The sequence below is a fragment of the Pseudomonas sp. R37(2017) genome (assembly GCF_002113375.1).
Classification (GTDB): domain Bacteria; phylum Pseudomonadota; class Gammaproteobacteria; order Pseudomonadales; family Pseudomonadaceae; genus Aquipseudomonas.
Window position 1 is genome coordinate 132,268 of sequence record NZ_NEHO01000014.1, and the last position, 16,480, is coordinate 148,747.

The window sequence follows — 16,480 nt, forward strand, 5'->3', positions numbered from 1 at the left end:
CTGTAGGAGCGAGCATGCTCGCGAAGAGGCCCGATCAAGCAACGCACAACCTCAAGTCGGACAGGTTTGCGCGCCATTATCCAGCCCCTGCTTGTACACATTGCTCTGCAAGCTGGCCTTGCCGTTGTGCCAGGTCAGGGTCAGCACATACAGCGAATCGTAGTCGCTGGACTCCCAGTCTTCGGTGATTTTCATGTTCTTGCCCGTGGCGTCGCCGGCGACCTTGTTGATCAGTTCAGGCAGGTAGCCGTGGGACCAGGCGGTGTAGATGACCGAGTTGTGATACTTGTCGTGAAGCAGTTCATCGGCCAGGTCACTGGTGTCATTGGCGGAGAAATCGATGTTCACCGGCAGGCCGAGCTTGATGGCGCTGGGGCCGATGGTCATCAGGGGGCGGATGTAGCTGTAGGAATTGTCGAACTCGCCTTCCTCGACGTTACGGGTCGGGTTCGCGGCAAACACGTAGTCGGCCTTGCCGAACTTTTCCGGCAGCAGCGTGGCCAGGTCGATGGCGCGGTTCAGCCCCTGGCAATTGAGCTGGCCCAGGCCTCCGGCGGGTTTTTCCCCGTGGCGCAGGAACACCAGCGTCTGGGTGCCATCGATCGGTTGGGCGCGACTCAGGCCGGATTCCAGCAACAGGAACACCGCGCTGACCACCAGCAAGGCGGGCAACAGCAGATAAGCGCGATGTTTAAAAGGTTTGGCAGTGTTGAACAGGTTCATGAATAAAAGGTTCTTCAGCGCAATTCGGTTAAGGCTGACAAACCTTTACACCACGATTTTCCTGCGTCGGGTGTTTTCCATGTCGTTGAAACCGGTCCGTTCTCAAAGCGATGCTGCTCAGAGTCCTCTGAGCCCGTTTGGTTCGATTCCGGTCGAGAGCGCAGCAATGTACCGGTAACCTTCAACGGTTTGCAGTGAAGGTTATCGACAGGATGTTGCGGATTTATTGACAAGCTACACCTGATGGCGTCGAAAACGTCGTGATCTCTGTTGATCTCCTCTATCAGTGAGAATGATGGCGCCAAGGGCTCGCTGAGCCGATATCTCCATTATGATCGTCACTCTCAATGTCTTCTTGGATCCAGCCCATGACCGATCTGTCCGCATTCCCCATCACCCGCAAATGGCCTGCCCAGTACCCTGAGTGGATCCAACTGTACTCTTTGCCGACACCCAATGGCGTCAAGGTCTCGATCATGCTCGAAGAGATCGGCCTGCCCTATGAGCCTCATCGGGTCGGCTTCGACACCAACGACCAGATGTCCCCGGAATTCCTGTCCCTCAATCCCAACAACAAGATCCCGGCGATCCTCGACCCCCAGGGTCCGGACGGCCAGCCGCTGGCGCTGTTCGAGTCGGGCGCGATCCTGATCTACCTGGCCGACAAGAGCGGGCAACTGCTGGCCCGGGAATCGGCGGCACGCTACGAAACGATTCAGTGGCTGATGTTCCAGATGGGCGGTATCGGCCCGATGTTCGGCCAGCTCGGCTTCTTCAACAAGTTCGCCGGCAAGGACTACGAAGACAAGCGCCCCCGCGATCGCTACGTCGAGGAGAGCAAACGCCTGCTCAAGGTGCTCGACGGCCGGCTCGAAGGGAGGGACTGGATCATGGGCGAGCGCTACACCATCGCCGACATCGCCACTTTCCCGTGGGTGCGCAACCTGATCGGCTTCTATGAAGCGGGCGATCTGGTGGGCATCCAGAATTTCCCTAACGTCACGCGGGTGCTCGAGCGCTTCCTGGCACGGCCGGCGGTGGTGCGCGGATTGCAGATTCCAAGCCCGGTCGCGGGCTGATACACCGCATCACCTGTGGGAGCGAGCCTGCTCGCGAAGGCGTAGTGTCAGGCGACATTTATAGTGACTGACTCACCGCCTTCGCGAGCAGGCTCGCTCCCACAGGGGATCTTTGTTGGGTCAGGAAACGCCAAAAAACGACCGGATCCCGTGATCGCGGAAATACCGTTCGATCACTTTCGGGTCCGAGCACGTCTCGGCGATCGCGACATAGGTATCGGGGCGCAACAGATAAAAGCCGTTGCGCCCCAGGCCCGCCACTTCGAACGCCGGTCGCCAGTCGAACACCTGCAGCGGCAGATGGTGTTCCTGGCACCAGGCGATCATCTCGTCGCTGGTGTCGCCATAGACATGCACCTGCCAGGTCAGGCATTTGAGCGTTTCAAAATTATCCCCCTCACCGTCATGGGCCCAGGGCAGCCGATCACCGCCATGCACATGCCCGGCAACGCCCGTGCTCAGCGGCATGCCACGATAATTCAGGGTGATCTGCGAGACCGTGCGAAACAGGAACTGGCGGGAGGTCTCGAACGAGGTCATTTTCGGCAACAGGTACGGGGCCAGGCGTGTGCGCAGCAAATCGGCAATCGGCCCGTCGGCGGTGACGAAAGTGAAGACCCGGTCGGTGGTGGCCACCAGTTTGCGAGCGAAGGCGATGCGCTCGGTTTCATAGGTGTCGAGCAGCCTGGCCTCGGCTGCACCGCTCAACACGGCCGCGAGTTTCCAGGCCAGGTTGATGGCATCGCCAATCCCGGTGTTCATGCCCTGGCCGCCCGCCGGACTGTGGACGTGGGCGGCATCGCCCAGCAAAAACGCCCGACCGTTGCGAAAGTGATCCGCCACCCGGTGATGCACGCGGTAGGTCGAAAACCAGTTCAGTTGCTCGATCTGCACCTTCATATGCTCGATGGCCCGGCTGCTGACGTCCTCGAAGCGCAGGGTCTCGGCGTGTTCGGCACGCTCGTCGCGAACCGTGCCGATCAGACGGGCTCGACCACTGTCTCCCAGCGGAAACACGGCGAGGAAGTCCGCCTCGTCGAGGTCCACATGCAGTTCGCCGTTGAAGGTCGGGCCGCTGGCCTGCACGTCGGCGACGTAGAAAATCTGCTGGTAAGTGCCGCCGGGAAATCCGGTATCCAGGGTCTTGCGCACAATCGACCGGGCACCGTCGCAACCGGCCAGGTAACAGGCTTGGCAGGTTTCCAGCTGACCATCGGGCAGGCGCAGTTCGGCCGTGATGCCGTCTGCGGTTTGCTCGAAGCCTGTCAGTTCAGTGTCGCGTTCCACCGTGATGCCGAAGGCTTCCAGGCGCTCGATCAGCAGCCGTTCGTGTTCGTCCTGGGGGAAAATCTCGAGAAACGCGTAGGGCGTCAGCCCCTCGCCGATCTGGCTCAGTGGCAAGCGCGCCACCGGCTCGCCCTTGACCCAGAAGTTGCCGGCCAGCACTTGATGGCCATTCTGCACCACGGCGGCGTCCAGTCCGAGCTGGCGATAAAGCTCCAGCGTCCGCGCCTGGACGGCCAGCGCCCGGGACGTGGTGCCCGGAGTCGAGGTCTTGTCGACAATCCGCACGCGAACGCCCAGTTTGCTCAGCCACAACGCCAGGACCAGCCCGGTCGGCCCGGCGCCGATGATCAACACGTCGCTTCTGTGCATGATCCTGTCCTCTTCGGTGTATGGATCAAGTATGGTCCAGTCGGGGAAGGCAGCCACCAACAGCACCATAGCCTGGAGCCTGCCATTGGTCGTATGGTTAGCCCGGACCAATGGAGTTGAATGGAACGACATGCAAATCAGATTGATCTCGAGCATCGCCGCTTTGTTGGTACTGGCCGGTTGTGGCAGTCAACGGACCCAGGAACCGGCGGCGCGTACGCCGGTTCAGGTGAAGGCCGAGATTGTGCGTCTGTTGCCGGCGAAAGCTGCCGACCCCCAAGGGTGGGCCACGGATATCCAGGTGGCATTCACCGCGCAGGATATCTCGCCGACCACGCAAAACCTGTGCTCGGTGCTGGCCGTGACCGAGCAGGAGTCGACCTTTCAGGTCGATCCGAGTGTACCGGGCCTGGGCAAGATCGCCCGCGACGAGATCGACCGTCGCGCCGCCAAGGCTCACATTCCCGGCCTGCTGGTCAGTGCTGCGCTGAAGCTCGATTCGCCCACGGGCAAAAGCTATAGCGACCGCCTGAACGCCGCGCGCAGTGAAAAGGAACTGAGCGCCATTTTCGACGACTTCATCGGCATGGTGCCGATGGGCAAGACCCTGTTCGGCGGCTTCAACCCGGTGCATACCGGTGGGCCGATGCAGGTCAGCATCGATTTTGCCGAGCAGCAGGCCAAGGGCTATCCGTACCCGGTGCGGGGTTCCATTCGACATGAGGTGTTCACCCGGCGCGGCGGCATGTATTTCGGCATTGCGCATCTGCTTGGGTATCCGGTGAGCTACCCGCAGCCGTTGTACCGTTTTGCGGACTTCAACGCGGGTTGGTACGCCAGTCGCAACGCGGCGTTTCAGAACGCGGTGAGTCGGGCTTCCGGTATCAAGTTGGCGCTGGATGGCGACCTGGTGCGCTACGGTTCGATCATGCCCGGCAGCACGGAGCTGGCCGTGCGTAGCCTCGGCAAGCAACTGGACATGCGCAATCCGACGATCCGCGAGCAACTGGAGGAGGGCAACACCCTGGCGTTCGAAAACAGCAAACTCTATCGACGGGTTTTCGAACTGGCTGAAAAGGCCGAGGGCCGGCCGTTACCCCGGGAGGTGTTGCCCGGGATCATGCTGCAAAGCCCGAAAATCACCCGCAAACTCACCACGGCGTGGTTTGCCAATCGGGTCGATGAACGTTACCAGCGCTGCATGGCGCGGGCAGGACTGTAATCTCGGTGGATGAGACCCTGTAGGAGCGAGCATGCTCGCGATGGACGTTAACGATTACGCGGGTTTACTGGATAAACGCGGCGTTCTTGAGTCCATCGCGAGCTTGCTCGCTCCTACAGGGGATCTTCGGTGTGTCGGGTTATTCCCCGCGAATGTACTGCTCCAGCTGCTTGATCAGCTCCGCCTGTTCGGCAATGGCTTCCTTGACCAGGTCGCCGATCGACAGCAGACCGATCAATTTGCCGCCTTCCACCACTGGCAGGTGACGCAGGCGTTTGTCAGACATGATGCCCAGGCAGGTATCCACGGTTTGATGGGTGTCGACGGTAATCACTGGCGACACCATGATGTCGCGTACCGGCGTACCCACCGACGAACGGCCGTGCAGCACCAGTTTGCGTGCATAGTCCCGTTCGCTGATGATGCCCAGCACTTCACCGTTGTCCACCACCAGCAAGGCGCCGACGTTTTTCTCGGCCATCTTCATCAGCGCTTCGAGCACCATGTGATCGGGTTTGATCTGGTGCACTTCCTGATTTTTCTGATCTTTGAGCTTGAGCAGTTGGGCGACGGTTTTCATGGTGGTTACTCGGGTGTTGTCGTTGTTCATGAAGAATCGTAGACGCAAGCCTTCAGGGCAAGGGCGAAAGCGGCAGATAACACGCAAAAAACGTCATTCGACGGTTTTTCCCTGGCAACCCCCCACATTTCAAGCCAGCACCTTTGCTGTGGGAGCGAGCCTGCTCGCGAAAGCGGTTCAACATTCAACGATGATGTTGGCTGTAATACCGCCTTCGCGAGCAGGCTCGCTCCCACAGGATCGGTGTCTGCCTGATATAACGGTTAGAATCCCCCTCTGAATCAACGTTGAGGTTTCCAGTGGTGGATCTACAGCAGGGCTTCGTCCTGACCCGGCATTGGCGCGATACCCCGGCCGGTACGGAAGTCGAGTTCTGGCTGGCGACCGACAGCGGTCCCCGGCGCATCCGCCTGCCCCTCCAACCGTCGGTGGCGTTCATCCCCGCTGAACAGCGTCAGGCGGCCGAAAGCGTTCTGCACGACGAGAAAAACGTCGAGCTCAGGCCGCTGGCCCTGCTGGATTTCGACCATCGCCCGGTCCTGGGTCTTTACTGCCGGCTACACGGGCAGTCGATGCGCCTGGAAACCGCGCTGCGCCGGGCCGGTGTCGAGGTGTTCGAAGCCGACGTGCGCCCGCCGGAGCGCTACATGATGGAACGCTTCATCACCGCGCCGGTGCGTTTCAGTGGCACGCCGAATGCCGAGGGCCTGCTGCTCGACGCCCAGATGAAAGCCGATGCCGATTACCGGCCGAGCCTGAAACTGGTGTCCCTGGACATCGAGACCACCGCCCAGGGCGAGTTGTATTCCATCGCCCTGGAAGGTTGCGGCGAGCGTCAGGTGTACATGCTCGGCCCGCCCAATGGCGACGAAAGCCAGGTGGATTTCCAGCTCGAATACTGCGATTCGCGGACCCTGTTGCTGAAAAGACTCAATGACTGGTTTGCCCGCTTCGACCCCGACGCGATCATCGGCTGGAACGTCGTGCAGTTCGACCTGCGGGTGCTTCACGAACACGCCCGACGCCTGGCGGTGCCATTGAAGCTGGGGCGTGGCGGCGAGGAAATGCAGTGGCGCGAACATGGCAGCGGCAACCATTACTTCGCCTCAGCCGCTGGTCGCCTGATCATCGACGGTATCGAGGCCCTGCGCTCGGCAACCTGGAGTTTCCCTTCGTTCAGCCTGGAAAACGTCGCGCAAACCTTGCTCGGCGAGGGCAAGTCGATCGACAACCCGTACCAGCGCATGGACGAAATCAACCGCATGTTCGCCGAGGACAAACCGGCGCTGGCCACCTACAACCTCAAGGACTGCGAACTGGTTACGCGGATCTTCGCCAAAACGCAGCTGCTGACCTTCCTGCTGGAGCGGGCCAGCGTCACCGGTTTGCCGGCCGATCGCATGGGCGGTTCGGTAGCGGCCTTCACTCACCTGTACATGCCGCTGATGCACCGTCAGGGTTTCGTTGCGCCGAACCTCGGTGGCAAGCAGCCCCAGGCCAGCCCCGGCGGTTTTGTCATGGATTCGCAACCGGGGCTGTACGAATCGGTGCTGGTACTCGATTACAAGAGCCTCTATCCGTCGATCATCCGCACCTTCCTGATTGACCCTGTGGGGCTGATCGAGGGGCTCAAGCATCCTGACGACAGCGAGTCGGTGCCGGGTTTTCGCGGTGCGCGCTTTTCCCGCACCCGGCATTGCCTGCCATCCATCGTCGCGCGGGTGGCCGAAGGCCGGGAAACCGCCAAGCGCGAACACAACGCGCCGCTGTCCCAGGCGCTGAAAATCATCATGAACGCGTTCTACGGCGTACTCGGCTCCAGCGGTTGTCGGTTTTTCGACACGCGCCTGGCTTCGTCGATCACCTTGCGCGGACACGAAATCATGCTGCGCACACGGCAATTGATCGAGGCCCAGGGGCATGCGGTGATTTATGGCGACACCGATTCGACGTTCGTCTGGCTGCGTCGCGCCCATGGCCAGCAGGAGGCCGCACGGATCGGTCGCGAGCTGGTGGAACACGTCAATCAGTGGTGGCGCGAGCACGTACAGCGGGAATACGGCTTGCAGAGCGTTCTCGAGTTGCAGTTCGAAACCCACTACAAGCGTTTCTTGATGCCGACCATTCGCGGTGCCGAAGAAGGCAGCAAAAAGCGATATGCCGGCTTGGTCACCCGTGACGATGGCAGCGACGAAATGGTCTACAAAGGCCTGGAAAGCGTGCGCACCGACTGGTCGCTGCTGGCCAGGCAATTCCAGCAAGAGCTGTATTCGCGGATCTTCCTGCGCAAGCCCTACCGGGATTATGTGCGTGACTACGTGCGCAAGACCCTGGCCGGTGAGTTCGATGACCGGCTGATCTACCGCAAGCGCCTGCGCCGCACGCTCGACGACTATCAGCGTAACGTGCCGCCCCATGTGCGTGCGGCGCGCCTGGCCGACGAGTACAACGACCGCCAGGGCCGCCCGCGGCAATACCAGAACGGCGGCTGGATCAGCTACGTGATCACCGTCGCCGGCCCTGAGCCGCTGGAAGTGCGCAGCGCGCCCATCGATTACGACCACTACATCACCCGGCAACTGCAACCGGTGGCGGACGCGATACTGCCCTTTGTCGACGACGACTTCTCAACCCTGATTGGGGGGCAACTGGGCCTGTTTTGAGTCCAGCAGCGACAAGGTCCAGTCATCCAGGATGCCATGGAAGTATTGGTTCAGGGCTTGCTGGAAAAGGCTGTCGGCGGCGGCGACCTGGGCAAACAGGGTCATCGAGGAATGAAACTTCAGGTCGTCGGGATGACCGAAAATCCCGGCCACCGAGCGCTCCCTGATGTTCAGCACTTCCTGGGTACAGGTGCGCAGCCGGGCGCCCAGCAACGGGTGCTCGAGGTAGGCCTGGGCTTCCTCCCGCGAGTGGATGGCAAAGCGGCGTGACATCTCGCTGCCGCCGAGCCCGGCAAACTGCGGAAAAATGAACCACATCCAGTGACTGCGCTTGTGCCCGTTGTTCAGCTCGGTTTGAACCCGGTCGAACACAGGGTCCTGAGCCTTGAGAAAACGTTGCAGGTTGAACGGGTCCTCGTGGTCGGTGCTTCTCATGGCGAAGCTCTCCGGCAGACTGCGGTGGTTCAGACCATGGCCAGCCGCTGCTTGCGTTTTGGCGCGTGAAACGCTTGGTCCAGCGCCTCCAGATCCCCGGCGTCGAGCTGCAATCGGGCAGCCTGGGCATTGAGCCGCACATGCTCGGGACGGACCGCTTTGGGGATGGCGATCACGTCGTCCTGACGCAGAATCCAAGCCAGCGCGACTTGTGCCGGCGTCATGTCGTGTCGGGCGGCCACCCGTTTGAGCGTGGCATTGGCGAGCATTTTTCCACCCTGGCCGATCGGGCAGTAAGCCATGACCGGCAGCCGCTGCCGTTGACTCCAGGGCAATAGATCAAATTCTATGCCGCGCTGCTCCAGATTGTAGAGCACCTGATTGGTGGCGCAGGCGGGGGCATTCAGCTCCTGCAGGTCGTCGAGGTCGAAATTGGACACCCCCCAACGCACAATCTTGCCGGCTGCGCGCAGGCGTTCGAAGGCATCGACGGTTTCTTCCAGGGGGTACTGGCCGCGCCAATGCAGCAGATACAGATCGATGCAATCGGTGCCCAGCCTGCGCAGGCTTCGCTCGCAGGCCTGGGGGATACCCTGGCGGCTGGCGTTGTGCGGGTACACCTTGCTGACCAGAAAGACGCTGTCGCGCTGGCCGGCGATGGCATCGCGGACCACTTCCTCGGCACCGCCCTCGGCGTACATTTCAGCGGTGTCGATCAGGGTCATGCCCAGTTCGATGCCCAGGCGCAGCGCCGCGACTTCTTCGTTGTGCCGTGAGCGGTCTTCACCCATCTGCCAGGTCCCCTGGCCGATAACCGGGACATGGGTGCCAGCCAATTCAAGCGTGCGCATGCAAACCTCCTTCATGGATACCGATGTAATTTCAGTGGGCAGCAGAATAGTCCATCGGTTCCCCCGCAGGGCTTGCCGCGTACTGCGATCCTTTGAGCGGGACCTTGCCGGTGATCGATTGCTTTGCGCCGATACTGCACTTTTTGCAAATGTCCGGCTCTATCCATGGCAGCCTGCGGCGATCCCCACCGTCGGCCCATGCCCAAGTCCAGGAACCCATGGCTCGAGCTTCACCCACGATCACCACACACATCCGCCGTCGTTGCCTGCTGTTGGCCGGTCTGTCGATGTGCTTCGTCACCGGTTGCAGCCAGCAGCAAGGCGGCGACATCATCGACCAGATGCGCGAAGGCAACCCCCGGGAGTTCCTGCAAACCAGTGTCGACCGCATGGCCACCCTGACCATGCGTGACAACCTTGACAGCCTCTACCTGCTGATGAGCAAGCTCTACCTGCGCAACCCCGATGAGCTGAAAAAGTCCGGCTTCCTCGATGCCCGCACGGCCGGCAAGCAAGTGCGCATGGCTATTGAGCAGCAGCAACCCTTACCGACCCTGGGCGGCAAAAAGGACCTCGCGGCCCTGCGTTTCGCCATGAGCCCGGAGTTTCTCGGCGATCGGGTCGGGGCGTTCATCTATGCCATCGGCAGCATGCTGGTGACCGCCCATGGCAATCGCCTCGAGTTCTACATGACCGATACGATCAACCCGGTATTCGTCGGCAATGCCGCGCGCAACATCGAGATCGCCACCTGGATACTCGGCCAGCGGCAGAACAAAGAGGGCCAGCCCCTGTTGTTCTCCAACGAGATCTCGGAGGAGGGCAGCAACCTGAGTTTCGCCGTCGAGTTCGGCAAGATCGTCGCCCGGCTGGACCTGTTGACCCAGATGCTCGACGAACGCTACCGGCGCATCGGCCTGAATTATGCGCAGAGCCTGCTGTTCCTGAATTTCCTGCCGGTGCAATGAATCCAGTGGTTATCCCTGTGGGCGAGAACCCTGTGGGAGCGAGCTTGCTCGCGATGGCGGTGTATCAGTAGACATTGATGTTGACTGACATTCAGTCATCGCGAGCAGGCTCGCTCCTACAGTGAGGCGTGGTGCTTCCGGTATAAAGATAGATCGCATCGATATAACTGGTTATAAGAAAAATCGCTATGCTGCGGACCAGATTTCCCCTGCGATCTTTGTGGACGTATTCATGGATTTAGTGAACATCGGGTTGGTCGTTGCCGGATTGGTGGTGGGCTTCATCGTCGGTATGACCGGGGTGGGTGGCGGGTCGTTGATGACCCCGATCCTGCTGTGGTTCGGCATCAACCCTGCGACGGCGGTCGGTACCGACCTGCTGTACGCCGCCATCACCAAATCCAGCGGTGTACTGGTGCACCGCAAGAACAACAACATCGACTGGGCGATTACCGGTTGGCTGACCCTTGGCAGCGTGCCGGCGGTGGCGTTGACGTTGTGGTTCCTCAGTACCTTGCACTCCAGCCCCGATGCGATGAACGCGATCATCAAGCAGGCTCTCGGCTTTGTGTTGTTCGCCACGGCGCTGGCGATTCTGTTCAAGAAACGCCTGCTGGATTTCGCCCACAAACGTGCCGGTGGCAGCTACAACCCCAGCGGGTCGCGCCTCAATGTCCTGACGGTCATCACCGGCCTGGTCCTCGGTACCATGGTTGCGCTGACGTCCATCGGCGCCGGTGCACTGGGCACCGTGGCACTGTTCATTCTCTATCCGATGCTGCCGACCCGTCGTCTGGTAGGCACTGAAATCGCCCACGCCGTGCCGCTGACCCTGGTCGCAGGCCTTGGCCATGCGAGCATGGGCAACATGGACTGGCATGTATTGGGTTACCTGCTGGTGGGCTCGTTGCCGGGGATTTACCTGGGCAGCCACCTGACCGGGCGCATTTCCGACGAACTGCTGCGCCCTTGCCTGGCGACCATGCTGTTGTTGATCGGTTACAAGCTGGCGTTCTGATCCAGGCCGCCACGCCAGCTTCATTCGCGGGTGAATATTTCCAGCAGATGCCCGTCCGGGTCATCGAAATACACCCGCCGTCCTCCCGCATAATCATTGATTTCCCCTGATCGCTGCTTGCCCGGGTCGGCCCACCATGGCTGACCGTTGGCTTGCAGGCGCGCGAAGGCCGCATCGAAATCCTCGTCGCTCATCAGGAATGCATAGTGCTGGGACGCTATCGGCGGGTCGTTGTCGTAGAAATCCAGCGATACGCCGTTTTCCAGTTTGACGATCAGCATGGGCCCGAAAGGTTGAGGGGCGGGCAGGCCAAGGAGGTCAGCCAGGAAGTTCGCCGAAACCTGCTTGTCCCGGCACCAGACGATGGTGTGGTTCAACTGAGCGCTCATGCACAAGTCCTCGCGACGGATCAGGCGGGTGGTCCTGAGTCTTCAGATTAGCCCAGGCTGTTGCGCAATGACCGCCCTGACCTAAGCTTGGGGCAAGGCGAAAATTTTTTGCAGTTCGTCACCCGGAACAATCGCCGCGATGCGCAATCATTAGAGCGTGGATATCAAAAAGGAGATGCGCATGCTCATCAGGTCACTGACCCTGGCTACCTTGCTGGCGATTGCCGGCCCATTATTCGCCGCTGATGACGGCTCACCGCTGGACATGGACAAGGGCAGGGCCCGACCCCTGATCGTCATCGCCCCGAGTACAGTTGATCCGGCCTGGGTCAGCCTGAAAAAGTCGCTGGATGAGCCAGCCAATCGCAAAGGTTTCACCGATCGCAGCATGGTGCTCTACACGGTGCTCAATCTGATGGGCCAGCGTGATGGCAAGGACCTCGGGCCGCAGGACACGGCGGCGCTGATCCGCTCCCTCAAGCTGGGTGCCGGTGCCAAGACCAAGGTGATTCTGGTCGGCAAGGACGGCGAAAAGAAACTTGAACAATCCGACGCCTTCAAGCTGGACGAGATTTTCAGCGCAGTGGATCAGTTGCCGGCGGCCGAGAAAGAGTTCACGGCGACAGTGGCCGCGCCCGTAGCGGAAGCCGAGCCAGCGGCCAAAGGCACCAAACCCGGAAAAAACAGTAAACCGGCCAAGCCCGCCAAGCCGCCTGAAATGCCGGATGATTGATTCCTTTTCAGCGCAGCAGCGTTACCCGTATCTGAAGAGTCGCTGAGTCTGGCTCAAGGTTGAGCCAGAAATTGCTGGATGACATTGACCAGCACGGGTGAAAACGGCTGAAGGCATTGAGCCGCATCGGGAACCTTCAGATCCTCCAAAAGCAGGCTCAGGAATTCTTCGTCTTCAAATTGCAGGTCTTCGGGAAGTACGCTCTGGCTAAACATGAGTGCATCAACCATCGCTTTTCGTTTGCCAACAAGTCCTTTGTTACTTTGCTCGGTATGACCCAGATTCAATGTCTGGATTGATACCTTGGCTCGCTCGGTTTTCCCCTCGACCAAGCCGGACAAGTAGAATTTCAATTCGGACTCGCATTCGCCCATCAAGGGCGTAAGCGGCAACACTCGTGTTCCTCGACCATGACCGCATTGATGAGGGCGCTGGCAACTGGCGACGATGTTGGAAAAGTCCAGCGTTCGATTCGGCGCATGGTCCTGGGCTTCAATATGTTCGTTATGGGCATCATCGATCGTAATCGACTGGCAGCAATACGCGCATAAACCGTACTGTTCCGAGATGCACGATGCTCGAACGAGCCGTCTTTCATCCGGTGGCAAATCCTGATAGCGCGAGGTCTTGTTTGAGTGTTTGAAACGAGTCAACGATGGCGGCTCCATGCCTTTGTCGATCTTACGCACGGCGCAACTCCAACTTGCGAATCAACAAGGCCGCCTTCGCCAGCTCCAGATGTCCCTCTGGCAACTCCAGCGAGAGCTCGGAGTACAGTTTTTTCGCACCGTCCAGATCACCATCCTGCAAATGCTTGAGCAATAGATTCAGGCGTTGTTGCACTTCGCTGTTGCGCACATCGGTGTCCATGACCTCCAGCAACACCTGATTGGCATCCAGCCCATACAGGCCTGATTGTTCATGCAGTTCCCCGTCATTGAGCACGTAGCACAGCACGTCTTTCGCGTCGCTGATGACCAATGGCGAGTGAGTGGTCAGGACGAACTGGCAATTGGGGAAGGTTTCGCTCAACTGTCGAATCAGGCGGCGCTGCCATTTGGGGTGCAAGTGCAAATCGACCTCATCGATCAGGACGATGCCGTCACCCTCCAATGGGTTGTCCAGAGACTGGTTCATCATCGCCAACCGGCGAGCGATGTCGCCGACCAGCGCCATCATCGACTTTTCGCCCTGTGAGAGCTGGGAGACGTTAAGTGTCGCGCCGTCCTTGTCGATTGCCATGTGCAGGCGTGGTTTGCGCTGCACTCGCAAGTTGCTGAAGCCGGGCATGAATGCGGCGATAGCTGAGCGAACAGCAGTCAATTGACGGTCGCGGGATGAAGCCTTCAATTGGGAAAGGGTTTTCCATATGTCACTGTCCTTGCCGAATTTTGCGGAAATTTCGGCCAATGCAGTGGCGGAGACGCCGGTTTCGTTCTCGCTGTCTTCGCGTTCTCGGAACCATTCGAAGAATCGACGGAAATCGACGCCACGATTCAAAGCGTTGTCGTAGCCGTCGAGTTGATCAAAGGTGTGTTTGGTACGGATTTTTAGCGGGATTTCGAGAACAGAGCGTTCGACGGGGTAGTAAGCGATCAAAGGGAGTGAGGCGTTGTCATCTGCTGTCAGTTGGTTGCGGTAGTGATCAGCCAGGCGAGTGGCATCCACTAATTCGCTATGCAAGGCAGTTTTTCGACCCTGCTTGCCACGGGCAAGACTCCAAATGAACAAAACCTCTTCGATGGCGGCGTCGGGAAGATTTGATTGTCTTTGTGAATAGTCTGTTACGGCAATCGTGGTGACAGTGGATTTGGCACCGTTTCGAATATCGTCTTCTGCAATATGACTGCCACTGCCTTTTTCTGTGCGGATTCTGGCAACTAACCAGCTCAGTGAGGTGGCGAGAGATTTTAGAAGTGTGGTTTTCCCTGCACCGTTGTTCCCCACCAATATCGTCACATTCGAGGAGTGGTTGGGTGTCGGGGCGAAGTGAATGTGCATATCGGTAAACCGACCGACATCCTTTAGCATGAGACTTCTGATTTCCATTACAACGCCCTTCGAGGGTCAGTCGGTTTGAGTACTTGAGCGCGCATTATGTCATTCCCGGCCACGGATTGATCCGATGCCGTTCGCAGGCTTGGGAGGTCCATTAGATACAACGGTTTCACCTGCATCACAACGGTCATGAGCAAAAAGATGTTTGTAACTGGCTGCTCAGAAAATCGAGCGTAGGCAAAGGACTTCAATTGCGTCGGAAGTTTCCTGCATGACGTGGCGCACCCCGTGAACTGGTGCCTGTTGGGTCATCTCGATAACCTTCTTCAGCCGCTGCAAAATCAGCGGCCGGATGTGGAAGTCCGTTTTCAGCGAAAGAGATCAACGCCATAGAGCGCATGTCGGCATTTTTTTATGTCAACATTGCTGCGTTTTGGTGGCTGTGCGCGGGGCACTTTCGAGTGCGCCGGGTTTGGTACTCTTTCCCTGGTCTTCCACACCTGCGTACAGCTACCACCTTATTTGTGGAAATGAGATGGGCAGCTCCTTGAAAACAAAAAGAGCGCCGCACATGAAAAAGATCACGCCCGATCCCCCTGAGTCTTCAACCGATTCCGATCTCCACGTCCCACTCTCCGACATCACCGAACCCGCCGTCAGCGCCCGCTTGCGCAACCCCAAACACGCCGACCCGGTCAGCCACATCTTCACCATCCTCCCAAACGTCGACACTCCAACACTGCTGTGCCACGCCTGCGAAACCCTCGCGTCCCTGAACGTGCTGGTCACCGATCTCGCCTGTAACCTGGAAAGCTCCAACCGCAACGTGGCGCTGTCGATTCAGCAATTGGCAGTGGTGGGCGAATTGTTGGTGAACCGCGCTCTGGACAATATCGATCCGCCCGAGGGTGCGCCGACAAAGTAAAAAAGGCGACCTTCAGAGGTCGCCCTTATCTATAGAGAAGGCAGCAAGGTTTATTGGGCAAGCGCACTCAAAACCTGATGAGCGATCCTGATCCGCTGCGCATTGGGATAATTCTTGTTGGCCAGCATCACAATGCCGATGCCCTTCGATGGCACGTACGCCACGTAAGCACCAAAGCCACCGGTTGAGCCGGTCTTGTTGATCAGTATGTTCTGCGGTTGCGCTTGTGGCGGGTTCAGCCATTGGACTTTGTGCGCCTCCATGGCCATCGGCGTGGAGTTGCCTTCCAGCAAGCGCTCCAGTGTGATCGGGTAGCGATACATCTCCCAGCCCAGGCCCTGGGTCATGTCGCCAACGGTGTAGTAACCGCTATGGGTCAAGGCGATGGCTTGTTGCAATGGCTTTTCCAGAGACGCCGGTTTCATGTTCGCACCGACATAGTCCAGCAAGTCCGCCGCGCTGGTCTTTACCCCGTACGCCTCGGAATCCAGCGCCCCCGGAGTGACCCGTACCGGCTTGCCGTCCTTGTTGTAGCCCTGGGCATACAGCGCCATCTGGTCCGGCGGCACATGCACGTAGGTGTGCTTGAGGCCCAGTTTCGGCAGCAGGGTTTTTTCCATCAGCCCGTCGAACGGCTGGCCCATGCTTTGCGCGGCAAGGTAGCCGAACAGGCCCAGGCTGGGGTTCGAATACAGTCGGTGGCTGCCGGGGGCGTAGAGCGGTTGCCATTGTTTGTAGTAGCCGAGCATTTTGTCGGCCGAATCATATTCGGCAGGGAATTGCAGGGGCAGGCCGCCAGTGCTGTAGGTACCCAGTTGCAGCACGCTGATGTGGTCGAACGCACTGCCGCGCAAGGCTGGCAGGAGCTGGCTGGCCTTGTCCGCCAGCGACAGCTTGCCCGTGGCCTGGGCGTAAGCGGCGAGGGTGGCGGTGAAGGTTTTGCTGACGGAGCCGATCTCGAACAGGGTGTCTTGGGTGACAGGGCGGCCGGTTTCAGTCGAGGCAACGCCATAGTTGAAGTAATGCGCCTGGCCGTTGACGGTGACGGCCACCGCCATGCCGTGAATGCCTTCGGCCTGCATCACCGGTTGCACGGCGGCGTTGACCACTGTCTCGATTTGATCCTGCGCCATGCATTGGCCCGCGGCGAATATCGCCATGCAAGCGGCGATGGTTTTCAGCCTGTCCATATTGGTTTCATCCGTCGTTGATTCAGTTGCGCGCCATTTTAGGCGGATAA

The 16,480-nt window shown here is 59.4% G+C and carries 16 protein-coding genes; 7 read left to right on the forward strand and 9 right to left on the reverse strand.

The genetic code is table 11. From position 1 onward, the window contains the following. Nucleotides 1–51: 51 nt before the first annotated feature. Nucleotides 52–723 (reverse strand): histidine phosphatase family protein, encoded by a 672-nt coding sequence (locus tag CAG47_RS20995; RefSeq protein WP_085726957.1) that lies wholly within the window; start codon nt 721–723, stop codon nt 52–54. Between the two features lie 368 nt (nt 724–1,091). Here CAG47_RS20995 and CAG47_RS21000 point away from each other — a divergent pair, with 368 nt between their 5' ends. Beyond that, nucleotides 1,092–1,802: a glutathione S-transferase family protein gene (locus CAG47_RS21000; protein WP_085726959.1), complete on the forward strand. Its 711-nt coding sequence runs from the start codon at nt 1,092–1,094 to the stop codon at nt 1,800–1,802. 120 nt (nt 1,803–1,922) lie between these two features. On the opposite strand, the gene CAG47_RS21005 is transcribed toward CAG47_RS21000, so the two are convergent. After that, nucleotides 1,923–3,458: an FAD-dependent oxidoreductase gene (locus CAG47_RS21005; RefSeq protein ID WP_085727021.1), complete on the reverse strand. Its 1,536-nt coding sequence runs from the start codon at nt 3,456–3,458 to the stop codon at nt 1,923–1,925. A 130-nt stretch (nt 3,459–3,588) separates the two neighbouring features. Here CAG47_RS21005 and CAG47_RS21010 point away from each other — a divergent pair, with 130 nt between their 5' ends. Further along, complete coding sequence (locus CAG47_RS21010) at nt 3,589–4,680, forward strand: DUF1615 domain-containing protein (RefSeq protein WP_085726961.1); 1,092 nt, start codon at nt 3,589–3,591, stop codon at nt 4,678–4,680. A 139-nt stretch (nt 4,681–4,819) separates the two neighbouring features. Here CAG47_RS21010 and CAG47_RS21015 read toward each other — a convergent pair whose 3' ends face one another. Further along, a complete protein-coding gene (locus CAG47_RS21015; protein WP_085727023.1) occupies nt 4,820–5,260 on the reverse strand; it encodes a CBS domain-containing protein in 441 nt (146 codons plus the stop codon). 302 nt (nt 5,261–5,562) lie between these two features. Here CAG47_RS21015 and CAG47_RS21020 point away from each other — a divergent pair, with 302 nt between their 5' ends. Further along, nucleotides 5,563–7,923, forward strand: coding sequence for a DNA polymerase II (locus CAG47_RS21020; protein WP_177409048.1), 2,361 nt, complete (start codon nt 5,563–5,565; stop codon nt 7,921–7,923). Here the strand turns inward: CAG47_RS21020 and CAG47_RS21025 are convergent. Together CAG47_RS21025 and CAG47_RS21030 are read right to left on the reverse strand one after the other, a co-directional pair. Beyond that, nucleotides 7,888–8,358, reverse strand: coding sequence for a DUF1810 domain-containing protein (locus tag CAG47_RS21025; protein ID WP_085726966.1), 471 nt, complete (start codon nt 8,356–8,358; stop codon nt 7,888–7,890). The two genes, CAG47_RS21020 and CAG47_RS21025, sit on opposite strands and share 36 nt — an antisense overlap. 29 nt (nt 8,359–8,387) lie before the next feature. Beyond that, nucleotides 8,388–9,209 carry an aldo/keto reductase gene (locus CAG47_RS21030; protein ID WP_085726968.1) on the reverse strand — a complete coding sequence of 274 codons (822 nt, stop codon included), beginning with the start codon at nt 9,207–9,209 and terminating at the stop codon, nt 8,388–8,390. Nucleotides 9,210–9,427: 218 nt separating this feature from the next. Between CAG47_RS21030 and CAG47_RS21035 the strand changes: the two genes are divergently transcribed. After that, nucleotides 9,428–10,177: a hypothetical protein gene (locus tag CAG47_RS21035; protein ID WP_085726970.1), complete on the forward strand. Its 750-nt coding sequence runs from the start codon at nt 9,428–9,430 to the stop codon at nt 10,175–10,177. Between the two features lie 232 nt (nt 10,178–10,409). After that, a complete protein-coding gene (locus CAG47_RS21040) occupies nt 10,410–11,195 on the forward strand; it encodes a sulfite exporter TauE/SafE family protein (protein WP_085726972.1) in 786 nt (261 codons plus the stop codon). A 20-nt stretch (nt 11,196–11,215) separates the two neighbouring features. Here the strand turns inward: CAG47_RS21040 and CAG47_RS21045 are convergent, their stop codons facing one another. Then, nucleotides 11,216–11,584, reverse strand: coding sequence for a VOC family protein (locus CAG47_RS21045; RefSeq protein WP_085726974.1), 369 nt, complete (start codon nt 11,582–11,584; stop codon nt 11,216–11,218). 181 nt (nt 11,585–11,765) lie between these two features. Here CAG47_RS21045 and CAG47_RS21050 point away from each other — a divergent pair, with 181 nt between their 5' ends. Continuing rightward, nucleotides 11,766–12,317 carry a DUF4174 domain-containing protein gene (locus CAG47_RS21050; protein ID WP_085726977.1) on the forward strand — a complete coding sequence of 184 codons (552 nt, stop codon included), beginning with the start codon at nt 11,766–11,768 and terminating at the stop codon, nt 12,315–12,317. Between the two features lie 53 nt (nt 12,318–12,370). Here the strand turns inward: CAG47_RS21050 and CAG47_RS21055 are convergent, their stop codons facing one another. Together CAG47_RS21055 and CAG47_RS21060 are read right to left on the reverse strand one after the other, a co-directional pair. After that, nucleotides 12,371–13,006, reverse strand: coding sequence for a retron system putative HNH endonuclease (locus tag CAG47_RS21055; RefSeq protein WP_085726979.1), 636 nt, complete (start codon nt 13,004–13,006; stop codon nt 12,371–12,373). Continuing rightward, nucleotides 12,999–14,366, reverse strand: a complete 1,368-nt coding sequence (locus CAG47_RS21060) for an AAA family ATPase (protein ID WP_085726981.1) — start codon at nt 14,364–14,366, stop codon at nt 12,999–13,001. Before CAG47_RS21060 ends, CAG47_RS21055 begins: the two co-directional genes overlap by 8 nt. A 520-nt stretch (nt 14,367–14,886) precedes the next feature. Here CAG47_RS21060 and CAG47_RS21070 point away from each other — a divergent pair. After that, nucleotides 14,887–15,240 (forward strand): DUF6124 family protein, encoded by a 354-nt coding sequence (locus CAG47_RS21070; RefSeq protein WP_085726985.1) that lies wholly within the window; start codon nt 14,887–14,889, stop codon nt 15,238–15,240. 50 nt (nt 15,241–15,290) lie between these two features. On the opposite strand, the gene ampC is transcribed toward CAG47_RS21070, so the two are convergent. Then, nucleotides 15,291–16,400, reverse strand: a complete 1,110-nt coding sequence (ampC, locus tag CAG47_RS21075) for a class C beta-lactamase (protein WP_371917231.1) — start codon at nt 16,398–16,400, stop codon at nt 15,291–15,293. Between the last annotated feature and the right edge of the window lie 80 nt (nt 16,401–16,480).